The 11,759-nt window shown below is 60.1% G+C and carries 6 protein-coding genes; all 6 read right to left on the bottom strand.

What is annotated here, in order from left to right; translation table 11 throughout:
- Positions 1-231 precede the first annotated feature (231 nt).
- Positions 232-771, bottom strand: a complete 540-nt coding sequence (locus NW856_RS01290) for a Tfp pilus assembly protein FimT/FimU (protein WP_414398701.1) — start codon at positions 769-771, stop codon at positions 232-234.
- A gap of 40 nt (positions 772-811) precedes the next feature.
- Positions 812-1,903 carry a type II secretion system protein J gene (locus tag NW856_RS01285; protein ID WP_414398700.1) on the bottom strand — a complete coding sequence of 364 codons (1,092 nt, stop codon included), beginning with the start codon at positions 1,901-1,903 and terminating at the stop codon, positions 812-814.
- 71 nt (positions 1,904-1,974) lie between these two features.
- The gene (locus tag NW856_RS01280) at positions 1,975-2,718 is read right to left on the bottom strand and encodes a prepilin-type N-terminal cleavage/methylation domain-containing protein (RefSeq protein ID WP_414398698.1); all 744 of its coding nucleotides are present in this window, start codon (positions 2,716-2,718) and stop codon (positions 1,975-1,977) included.
- A 64-nt stretch (positions 2,719-2,782) separates the two neighbouring features.
- Complete coding sequence (hpsA, locus tag NW856_RS01275; protein ID WP_414398696.1) at positions 2,783-10,186, bottom strand: hormogonium polysaccharide biosynthesis protein HpsA; 7,404 nt, start codon at positions 10,184-10,186, stop codon at positions 2,783-2,785.
- Positions 10,187-10,369: 183 nt separating this feature from the next.
- On the bottom strand, positions 10,370-10,966 hold the full coding sequence (locus NW856_RS01270) for a response regulator (protein WP_414398694.1): 597 nt from the start codon (positions 10,964-10,966) through the stop codon (positions 10,370-10,372).
- Between the two features lie 104 nt (positions 10,967-11,070).
- A partial coding sequence (locus NW856_RS01265; RefSeq protein WP_414398692.1) for a pentapeptide repeat-containing protein occupies positions 11,071-11,759 on the bottom strand: 689 nt, incomplete at its 5' end.

The following is an 11,759-nucleotide window of genomic DNA, read 5'->3' as shown; positions in this document are numbered from 1 at the left end:
GAACACCACCTCGCCCACTGCCGTGCCCGGCGCCCCAAAAGACCAACCGGCAAAGGAAGTGCCATCCGCCAGCACCAAGAGAGACGGCTGACGAGTTTGCCAGGGAAAAACAAGCGGTGGGGAAGCCGTGAGCATAGAAGGAACCTACAGCATTACCAGCCCCCCAAACCCTCCTCTCCCTTTGGGAGAGGGGCCGGGGGTGAGGGCGGCAGTCCGACCATCCTACCCCAACTATTCTCCCTCTACCACGCTGCCACACTCAGGGTTGTTGTCCTTGCGAATGGTACCGATTAAGGTGCTTACCACCACGCAGCGGTTTTCTCCCTGAGAGTAGGTGCTGCTGACTACAAAGCGACCCAGTTGACGGGCCCGGCCATCGGATTCAAAAACCGCCCTTCCGTCATTGAAGGTGTTGGCTACAGTTACAAAATTGTTCAGGCGTAGCCGCTGACAGGGGGTGGGTTCATCGCAAAGGCCCTCCCCATCTTGGATGACCAGAGTCGGAACGATCGGATCCGAATTGTCCACCTGCACCACCCAAGCTCGGCCCAGGAGAGAGGCTCTGGCGTTAGTGCGGGCAGTGCGCAAGGCTCGCTCCACCCTGTTCTGCGCATCCTCAAGCTGGATCCGCGCCCAGATGTTGATCCCAGAGGGAACGGCCAGCACAGCCAAGATGCCGATGATGACAATAACCGCCAAGACTTCTATCAGCGTAAAGCCCCTTGTCTGGGCAGGTGCAATCCGTCTAGATCCGCTCACCGAGGCCAGCATAGGCAGGAATCCCCCCTCTGGGCAAGTCATATGGGCTTGACTAGGCTTGACGATTGAACACACCACGGGCTAAAACTTGAGTTTGCATCGCCGTCAAGTACCGCGACACCTGTTCCGCATCGACACTCGTCGCATCTTGAATGTAGCGCCGGAACAAACCAGGGCTGGAGCGTTCCATAGCGGTTGCTGTAATGTTCACAATCACATCTTGGGGAAGGCTCGCAGAGCCACCGCGCCGGACACAGACATAAAAACCCACATCGTTCTGATTGACCCCCAACCCCGAGAAGGTAACCCCGTTGGGTCGGCCTCCTCCAAAGGCATAGCCCTGTGGGCAAGGGGGAGCAACCTGGGGGCTGTCCTGCCGGCTGCTGAAGATGTTGGAGACCAGAGTTACCAGTCGATTACCTTGATTGCCTGCCCCAGCAATGGGAGTTTGGCGAGCCCTAGCTTGCTCAGAGGGCCAAACCAGAAAGCCTTCCCGGAAGGGATCCGGATCCTCGACAAAAAATCGGCTGCGCTCAGTGCATGTGTCATTAAGAGGTTGCAACTCAAACCTAGCAATGCGCGCATTACCCTCCCAGGGGGTGCTGCCGTCTGGGTTACCGGCGTTGTTGTAGTTGCGCTGCAAGTAATACACAACCAAGGTGTAGATGTTGCGGCGGCTGCGAATGTTTTCCCAATCAGATTGGGAAATGCCTGAAGGTCTTTCCTTCAAAGTTACTCGGCCTTCTCGGATTTGTTGCAACGCCGGAGGGCCTTGATAGCAATCGCGTGGGATCGGATTCAGCTTCCAAAAGGCGACCACTGGAATGGCCCCATCGGGGCGGCGAATCCAGCCAGGGGTGTAAAGCTCTTGAATGAGATCTGGCGTTCCGTCTCCGTTGGGCTGTTCCGCATCGTTGTAGATGTAAAGCGCCTCCGCCAGATCCTGCTGGATATACTGCATGGCCTGGGTCAGCTCCGCCTGCACCTGAGTGCGCCCCGTCTCTTCCCGATCCACCCGCATGGTTTCAATGACGATCATGCCCGTGGCCAACAGAAAGATCGAGGCTACCACCAGCGACACCAAAAGCTCGATGAGGGTAAACCCCGCACTCTGATTAACCCTCCGGCGTAAGACCTTGAACATAGGGAAACACCACTACCTTATATCTTGTAAATCCAGAGAGGGATCCTGCCAATCCGCCTCAGGGCAATGAGCTAGGGGCTGCCGGGCAGAGGAAATGCCTCACAGTTGCTGGCTGGGGTTCCACCGCTGGCTTGGACGCTGGCCAGGATCCCCCGGCAAACATCGCCCAAATTGGCAGCCAAGTTGATTTCTACAATCGAGCTGGCCATGGGAAATAGCCAAACATCGGCATTGGCCAAGTTCTGGTTGGCAGAGACCGACTCGGTTCGCAACCCAGGAAGGGCCTGTCGGGTCGCTGGGTCAAAAGAAAAGCGGTGGTAAACCCTCACCCCCATCAGGAAGGTGCAGGGAACCCCCGCAATCACGGTGTTGTTGCGTCGGTCAATACAATCTCCACCACCACTGCGAAAGGTTTGAATGACATATTCTTCAGGGTTGCGTCCTGGCAACTGAATTTGAGCCAAGCGAATCGAATAATTGGCCCCGTTAGTATCCATAGTGGCCGGTGCTGGGGTACTTGCCAGGGGATTCGCTCCAACTCTGGGCAGACGGGCCAACTGAGCCGGGTTCTGAAAGGCAACTGGGTTAGCGGCCAGCTCCAGGTCAACCAGCGTGCGGATCCGATCCACCTCAGCCCGGGCCAGTTGATTGGCCACTTCTATCCGCTCCGTCATGGCCCGCCGGTAGGCGATCAGGGTGAGAGCAGGAGCAAGGGCAGCCATGGCCAAAGCCACGATGACCACCGAGGCCAAGACCTCAATGAGCGTGAAGCCTTCTGCTTCCAATTGCTGCCGCAAAAGCCGCCACCTTTTCATATCCCCTCCAGCGCTCGCCCAGATCTGCCTATCTTGAATCTACCCCTGGCATGGGAAGTCAATATCAGTTGAATTCGTTGCAGCCTCCAATCCGAGCAGCCGCCTGCAGGGGCACATCTGGCTGAGCTTGCAGCCCGCAGCGCAGCCGCCGCACATACGGATCCTGAGGATCCAGCTCTCGCAAGAACTCGGTGCGGGTATTGGAGGGGAATTGGAAGCGGGCCGACACCGCGCTGGGACGACGGGCAATTTGCAGACCCACGTCGTAGCCGAAGCGGCGGTTGGGTGGGTAGTAGTAGTCGTAGCCCCGCACAAAGGTTGGATCGGCTACCAGATCGGGTGGCTCAAAGCTGTGCTGCAGGAAGGGGCCGGTAGCATAGGTGCTGTAGTTGAGCTGGATCATCGAGCCGCTGAAAAAGAGGTTGACATCTCTCCACAGCTCGTTGAGGCGCAGGAAGTTGTGCATGCCCCCGCCCGTCTGATCCAGCCGAGACGGGATCACACCGCTGATGGCAATGGCATTTACCCGCGTTTCCCTGGCCGGCTGGAGCTGCCGGTTTTGGGTGCCGTTGTCGTTGCGGCGGCGCTGGTTCAAGTCGGCTGCGGCTGGGGCCAGCTCCTGGAAGCGCGGGATCGGAATGGGCCGACGGGTCACCTCGTCCAGGATCACCCCCAGCACGGGGTTGCTGCCTGCAAAGCCGGTGGTGGGTTGATTGATGCTGAGAGTGAACGGCTCCACATCCACCCAGACCAGGCCATCGCCATCGCCGCCGTTACGGTCGATCTGAACCTGGATGGTGTTGCCGTTGGGCTTGACGTAGAAGCAGAGGCCATTGCGAATATCTTCACTGCCCTTGTGGTTAATGTAGTATCCGTCCGCATACTTGGACGCGGGAGTGTAGGCTTGGGTCGCGGCGCTTTTGTTGACGCGGGCGTAAGGGTTGAGCGCCATCTGGGGTTGGATCTCTAGCTCTGGCCGATCCGGCAAGTCTAACCCAAACAGTGGATCCCGCTCCAAAACATTTGAAGGCTCCTCCAGATCCCAAATGCCATTCTTGTTGAGATCCTCGAAGGTAGGATCGGCACCTTTAGGAGAGGTACGCAGAGTGCTGGGTCGGCTGTCACCGGTGTAGGCGGTGTACTTGAAGCGGTCGTTGAAGTTGGGGCGAAATACCCCCGGCACCCAGAAGCCACCGTCTGAGGGAGTGACCTGTTCATCGCCACAGCGAATTTCTCCACTGCCGTTGAGCAGTTGCCGCCGCAGTTGCCGGGCCCAGTCATCGGTACCCACAGCAGGAGTTCCAGAAATCTTAGCTCCAATATTCTCAGCAGGGCGGATGCCAGGCTCTTTGCTGGGGTTGGCTATCTGAGAGGGCAAATTGCCCTTCAGTCCGGCACGGGCAGCATAGGCCGGTTCGCCAAACATCCAGTTGAAGGCCGCCTGCAAAGCTTCAGCAGGGTTAGGCCACTTAGACGGCTTGGGCACCCCCGCCTTCACCTCCAGCACTGGCGAAAGCTCCGGCTGCAGGGCAATCGTCACTCCCTCGGCAGGAGCAGTAGCCACCGTATTCACGCTGATGGTCTCCGGCTCCGGATCCGCTTGGATTTCCCAGACGGGGCGCAGATCCACCGTGTTGGGCTTGGCCGCCATCCACTCGCCCAAGGGGCTCTTGCCGGGAGCCTCGGGCGCAAAGGTACCTGGCCCGCAGGGAGGGCCTTGACAGTTCAAAGATTGCGTCTCCGTTTTGGTGGCCGGGCAACTTGGGCTGCTGGTGGCGTCAATCCGGTTGCCTATCCGGGTTTGGGTAACCGTTTTGGTTTGGCCGCAGGAAACGCTGACCTGGCTGCAATCGGGTGGCGACCAAGGCCCCCAATTGTAGTTGCAGGTCTGCGGGCAGTTGACCGTCTGGGATTGCGTCTCGGTGTAGCTGGTTCCGCAAACTGCCACTGTGCAGGTGCGGCTGCGAGTTTGGGTGACATTGGTGCCACCGTTGGCCAAGGTGCAAGGAGGAGTCCATTCAGACCAAGCACCGCAGCTAGCACCTGGAGGCTGGCAGGTAAAGGCTCGGGTTTCGGTTTCGGTGAAGGGGCTTTGGCTGGTACAGAGCGGCGTTACCGTGCGGCTGCGGGTTTGGGTAATGGTGGTTTTGTTGCACTGCTGGGTTGGGGTACAGTCGGGCGACCAATTCGACCAGGTCCCATAGTTAAATTGAGGATTGCAGGTGAACTGGCGAGTCATCGGCGTCGGCGGAGTGCCAGGGCAGCCAGCAGGAAAGGTGGCCGTTTTGGTTTGGGTAATGGTGGTGGCCACACAGATGTCGGTTTTACATGCAGGAGTCCAGTCTGTCCAGATGGGATCGCAGTTGAGGGGGGTTGCGCAGTACTTCTGGTTGGGTGCTAAAGGCTTCAGCGGATCCGGCTGGCAAGGTTGGTTTACCCCCTGCAGCGGCTTCAGGTACCGCAGGTCGTAGTCTTCCAACTCGCTGCCATCGCGGGTGGCAAAGCGCAGGGAGGCACTGCCGGTATTTTCGTAAGTTTGGATCTCCACCAAGTAGGGCGAGGGCTGGGATGGATCCGCGCACTCCAGCTCTAATCGCAGGGTGACCAGGTTACCGCCGCCATCCTGCCAGGCTTCGGCACCCGCAGCATTGGGCCCTAGGCTGAGCGGAGTTCCGTTCCAGGCTCCATTGTTGACAAAAGTGGCACTGGAGTCGTCCCGCCGTCGAATGATCAGCCGCACGCCGTCGTCGCCGTTGAGAATGCGGTAGCTCTGCAGGCCCGACCAACGGGGATACAGCTCCCCTACCCAGCGCACCACGAAAAAGTCGTTGCCGTTGCTGTTGCCATTCGGCCCTGAGCCGCTTCTACGCCGCCAGCAGGAGCGCCAGAAGTTGAAGTGACTCGGGAAGTTGAGCTCATCTGCATCGGTCAGCAGATTCGTAAAGCCATTGTTGCCATCGGGCTCCCCACAACTGGGCATCCAGAACCAATCGCCGCGATCCCGCCGATCGGGGCTGCCAGGCGGTAGTGACAAACGGCAGAGGGGCTGCAGGATGTCAGACAAAGAGCCGTTGCAGCTGGGGGGATTGTTGTACAGCCGCCGTTTGAAAGGCGAGCGAGAGTCCAGCGATGTGCTAGTGCCAAAAAAGTACTGGAAGCCGCCCCACCAAGGGAAACCGCTACCGCTGCGGGCAAAGGGGGCCAGGTTGCTCGGATTATTGATGGCATCTCGCACACAGGCCCAGCGTTGGTCGTTGTTGGCGCTGCCCAAGTTGGTCGTGGGGCAAGTGTGAGCACCGCTGGTAAACCCGTTATTGGTGGTAACGCTGCTGTTAAACTGACCAATGGCGTCAGGTACTCCTTGCGCCGGGAACACCGGATCCGGCCAGCGCACCGCCCGCAAGTAGGGCAGGTTGGCCTCTTGAGCGGCTGGAGGCAGGGGGCCCACCGCCTGTCCACTGGGGTTGGTGGCAAACCCTGTGTTGCGGTTGTACTGGTTCCGCGGGCTGGTCAGCCAGCCGTTGTAGTACTCGGCCAGCAACCCAGAGCCACCAGGGCTCGGGCAAGGCCCAGGTGGAGCTACCATCACCCAGCGGGAGGTATCCAGCACCGGGTTGCCCAAAGCGGAGATGCGGGTGCCGAAGTTGGCATAGCCCACATCGGGTGCCCGCAAGGGCCGCACTGCCGGCACGCCACCGCCCGCCGTTCTGTCATCGTTATTGGGATCCGAATCGGCGTTGTCGAAGGGAGCCAGAATGGTGTCGCGGGCAAACACATCCGGCCAACCCGGCTGGTTGAGGTTGTCGCCCAGGTTCTGGGCCCCGTTGGTGTTGTCGAAGCGGAGGACACCAGCGCCGCCTCTGGTGGGATCCGGAGCCGGCCAGTTGTTGCCGCGGATTACCAGGGCCTGGTTGAGGAAGGAGGTGTTGAATCCCAGGTTATCCCTGTCCTTCTCACCCCTGAGACAGCCGTAGTAATCCCACCGCCGAGGGGCTGATGCCCGCCCACCGTCGTAGTCCTGCCTGGGGTTGTAGTTAACGCCGCCGCCATTGAGGGTGCCATCCTGGACAAAGGCATCGTCGATGCTGCCATCGCAGAAGTCGGCAGAGAGGATGTTCACCGAGTCGCCCAACACGTCGCTGGGCCGCCAAAGATCCTCCGCCGCCCGGGCAAAGCGCCGGTCTTCATTGGCCCGCCGCCGCCCGTAGAAGTTGCTGTAAAGACCGTCTGCTCCGAAGGCAAGGCGAGTGGTAAACTCCTCCAGGGGCTCGCCGCTCTTCGTCTGATGCAGGTTAAAGTCCCCTTGGATATAAACGGGGTTGTCGGAAACAAAGGAGAGACCGAAGATCGCCCTATCGAGGCTGAACCCGCCGCGGGCCAGCACCGCCCCGTTGCGCAGCCGGAAGCCGTAGGGCCGCCGATCCGGATCGGCATAGTAGTCCACCGGCTTGGGGCTGAGGTTTTGATCAGAAACAGGGGGATCCCAGACCGTTTGGCCGTTGGCCGTGTCTCGATTCGGCTGACCGGCGTTCATAATACCGGCGCTGCCCAAAGTGCCGCGGGCGTTTGCGTTGCGCCAGTTGGTCAGGTAAGTGCTAAAGGTGCCCAAGGGTGGGCGGGCAATGGCATCTTCCCGCACGGCATCTTCCCGGAAGGCGTAGAAAATCCCTCCTTCTCGGTTCTCGCCAATGCCGGCAGGCAGCCAAGTGTCCCCGTTAATCAACCCCCTGGCCTGTCCGTTGACGTTGTTGGTCAGCAGGGCCAGGTCGATGTTGAGGGCCCGCACCGCCATTGCCTCGCGGCCATCGTAAAAGACGGAATCTTTGAAGGGCACGCGATGACACTGGTTACCAATCCGAATGAGATCAAATTGGTTGCTATTGGGGCCAGCAGCAGTGCAATTGGCTGGGGCATGGGGCAAAGCCCAGTTGCCAATTCCAGAACGGGGCTCCAGAGCAACCTCGTTTAAGTTGGTTACAGCCTGATAGCTGACTGTGCTCGGAAGGAAGGAGTAAGCGCTGCGCCGCTCCGTTTCCAGGGTATCCGTCTGGTTGAAACTGGTGGTCGGGAAGATGTAGCGCAGCGGCAGATAAAACCGATTGGCCGCCTCTCGGTTCCCAGCTCGGCTGGCTTGAATGTCGTTCCAGAGGGTTTGAGCCGCTGGATCCCCGGCATTGGCGGCCTCCCGAATGCGCAGAATGTTATCGGCCAGCATGCCCAGCATGCAGCCTGCCGTTTGCAGCGTGGTTTGGTCGGCTAGGCTCAATTGGTCAACAGAGGTGCCTCGGTTGACGATATCAATAACCCGCCGCAGCTCCGAGAAGTTGCCAAAGGCCGTAATAAACGGATCCGGGTGAATGCGGCCCGCCTCTTGACGCGGCGGATAGGCCCCATCGGGATCGCCGGCAAAATTGGCCAGGTTGGTGAGGGCCGTCCACAAGGGGGTGCCCGGAGCTAGCCGAGCCTGCATCGGGGTTGGGTCATATTCCCAGACATTGGTGCCCTGCCCGGTGAAGAAGTTGATGCCCAATTGATTGGCTTGGTTGCCTGTGGGGAACGTGGAAGCCCGCTGCAAACTCCAGGGAGAGCCTGGGTGGGCCACCGTAGCCAGGCAGGCTATCGGAAAGCGGCCATCTCTGTGGCTGTAGTGGTAAACGGCTGTGGCCTGCACTGCCGCTGGGTTATCCCGTAGCGTTAGCCGTTGCCGCGCCTCGTTGCTGATGAAAATGGGCTGCAACTTGGTGGGATCGTTGGGATCCCCGGTGGGCACCAAAGGCAAAGGCAAAGAATCTGTGCGAGTCAGCTCCAGCCGCTGGCCCACGATCACCCGCAGCCCTTCCACGCGGGCCCGCCGCTCCCAATAGCCATCCAAGCCCACCTCGGAAAGGGCGCCTGGGGGTGGGTTGTCTTGCGTTAGAGATTCCCTCTGGTTGTTCTGAGCATCCCCAGGGATCGGAGCACCAGCACTGACACCAAAGGTGTCCACATCGCAGCCCCTTGCCGGATCAGGGCTGACCGGTGGGCGGTCATAGCTGGCCTTGGGGCCAAAGCGGTTGTCGGCCCGGTAAACATCGTCCACGTAGGGGGGGCAGACTTGGTCTTCCGTTGACTGAAAGCCGCCTGCTTGAACTCGTCCTGGTGGGCCACTCGCTGAATTCCGCTTGACATTAATTGGAGAGACTGACCATCCCGCTGGATCCTGGGCGTAGGTTCCGCGGGTGCGAATGCGGCCAAAAAGCTGTAGCTCCAGCGGATCCAGAGCTACCATCTCAGGAGCTGCGGTGTTTTGAACCGAATCGAAATTGAGGTTATTCAGGCGGGGAAGGGGCGTACTTGGCGGCACATCCGCCACGCCGGGGTGGGCATCAAAAATTAGGGTGTCGCTTGCATCCTGCCCGGCATAGCCGATAGCCCCTGCCACCAGCTCGCCAAAGGCTGTAATTTCAGAGTTATCGACAGGCATGTAGAAGCAAGACTGCTCGGAGCTGATGGTGAAAGCTCGGAACAAATTGTTGCTGGCGTAACGGAAAAAGAGGCTGCCCCCCGCGTAGATGGCACCGTTCCAGTTGTAGCCAGGAGTGAAGAAATACTCTAGGTCGCCGCGGCTGAAGGCTCCCCATTTGTTAAGCAGATCCCTCCGCCGATCCTGCTGAAATTGCAAAGCCGAAATGGCACGGGTGGTGGAGTCGGCTCCCTCAATGGGCAAAGTTACAGCGTACACCTGAAAGGGCTTGTACAACGCAGAGCCAACCTGGAACCAATCCCCCACGTTGGGGTTGACCGTCTGTTCAGCCGGAGAATCGGTACACCCCGCCAAGGCCGAACCCTGCAGTGGCCCACTGCGGATCAGCAGCCGCCGCGCCCGCTCGGTATCCGTCAGGTTAGCCTCAAAGTCGCTGCCGGCAGCCCGACGGGTGTTCAGGATAGTATAAACCGTTACGGAGTCATTGATGCCATTGTTGTCGGTATCCGCCAAGAACCACCAAGCGGGCGCCTGAACCCGGACGTTCAAGTTTTGTCCCGGATTTTGCGGATCCTCCACCTGAATGTTGGTGGCGATCACGAACTGAGTTTCGTCGGGGAGGATGTAGGGCTCATCGGGATCCCGAGGAAGCAGACCCCCTGCCCCATCGTTGATGAGGGCTGCGGCAAATTGCGCATCCGTCGGGGCGCTGTTGGGCAGGCGGGGATCCCGAACTAGGTACTCGATCTTAGCTCTAGCCCGGTCAATGGCCGTATTCAGTTGTCGGCTAATGGTTTGCCCCGCTCGTTCCACCTGGGTTTGGATGCTGCGCTGAGTGGAGCGGGTCAGCAGCCCCACCGTCACCAAGCTCAAGACCAGCACGATCAAAATGGCAACCGGCAGGACGAAGCCCCGCTCGCGAATCTTGCGCCGATCTACCCGTGCTTTCAAAGAGGCGAGCAAGCGCAGGGTGAGCTTGAGCAGCAGCGTGGAAGGAGCAGACATACCGTATCTCGGACAACGTGAAGGGGAAGGCGGCACCCCAGGGATCCCTTGTTAAGATGCCAAGCTAGCAACAGTATGCCGGTGATCATGGCCACCGCAAATCCCCACCTCGGGGGGGAATTGGCCAGGCTGCCCTCACCCCCAGCCCCTCTCCCTCTGGGAAGGGGGGGTTGGACTCCATCCTTACAGGATCCCCAGTTGCTGTGCTTTGAGCAGGGCGGTGACGCGGTCGTTGGCATCCAGCTTGCGGTAGGCGGTGCTGGCGTATTCTTTGACAGTTTCGATGCTCAGGCCCAGGCGGCGGGCAATCTGCTTGTTGGCCAGGCCCTCCTTCATCAGTTGCAGCACACACAGCTCGCGGGGGGTGAGCTTGGGCAGCTCTTGTTGGGCGGGCAGCCAGTCTCGTTCGGGGTTGGACAAAATCTGACGGATGACGCGGGCCAATTCCGCCGGGTCGGTTTCTTTGGAGAGGTAGCCTTTGGCCCCGGCGCGGCGGGCTGCCTCAATCAGACCCGGCTCTTGAAAGGTGGTCATCATCACCACCACCACCGGCAGGCCCAGCTCGGTGATTTGCTGGCAGGCGGCGATCCCATCCCCATCCGGCATGCGCACATCCAAAATGGCTACGTCGATGGGGCAACTGCGACAATGGTGGACGGCCTGGGATCCCGTCTCGGCTTCGGCCACCACCTCAAATCCTTGGGCTTGCAGGGCAAACTTCAGCCCCAGCCGGAAGAGGGGATGATCGTCGGCAATGAGAACGCGGACAGGGGAAGTCATGGCAGGGGATCCCAGCCGAGGGGGTGCTGGTTTTAATCTGCCCAAAGGGGGATCCCAAATAAAGCGCCCTCACCCCCAGCCCCTCTCCCTTGGGGAGAGGGGGGTTATGGCTTCACCAAGACCATGCCGCGGGCCTGGGGGTCAAAGGTGGGATCCAGCCGGGTTTGGGCATTGTACAGGGCGCCGGTCAGATCCGCCCCCTCCAGAAAAGCGCCTCGCAGGTCGGCCCCCCGCAGATCGGCATTGTGTAACTTGGCCCCTGTGAGGTCGGCGCCGGTGAGGATGGCTCGACGCAAGTCGGCCCCGCTTAAGTTGGCCACCTGCAGATTGGCCCCCGTCAGATCCGCCTGCTGCAGGTTGGCCTGCGCCAGATCGGCTTCCCACAAGAAAGCCCCTGCCTGAGCTGAGCCACTCAGATTGGCCCCTCTCAAATCGGCCAGATTGAGGATTGCTTGGGAGAGGTCGGCAGCTTGGAGATTGGCCTGTCTGAGGATCGCTTCTTTTAGGTTGGCCCCCCTGAGGTCAGCTCCCGGCAGTTCTGCCCCCGTTAGGTTGCAGGCGGGGCAATCTTTGCTGGGAAAAACAATTTGGGAGCGGCCCAGTTGGGCATCCAACTCCAGTTGGGCAAAGGCCGAAGCCCCTGGGAAGACCACCCAGCCGAGCAAACTCGCCCCACCCCAGAGCTTTGTGAACCGGAGCCATGCCATTCTTTTCACCGGATCCCCTGCACTGGCGATGGTAGCTGCTCCGGAGCCCAAGCGCTCCCCCTCACCCCCAACCCCTCTCCCCTGGG

Origin of the sequence: Synechococcus sp. R3-13, assembly GCF_047462195.1 — a bacterium.
GTDB lineage: Bacteria > Cyanobacteriota > Cyanobacteriia > Thermostichales > Thermostichaceae > Thermostichus.
The sequence above is the reverse complement of the archived record's forward strand: the minus strand, read 5'-3'. Positions and strand labels throughout refer to the sequence as shown.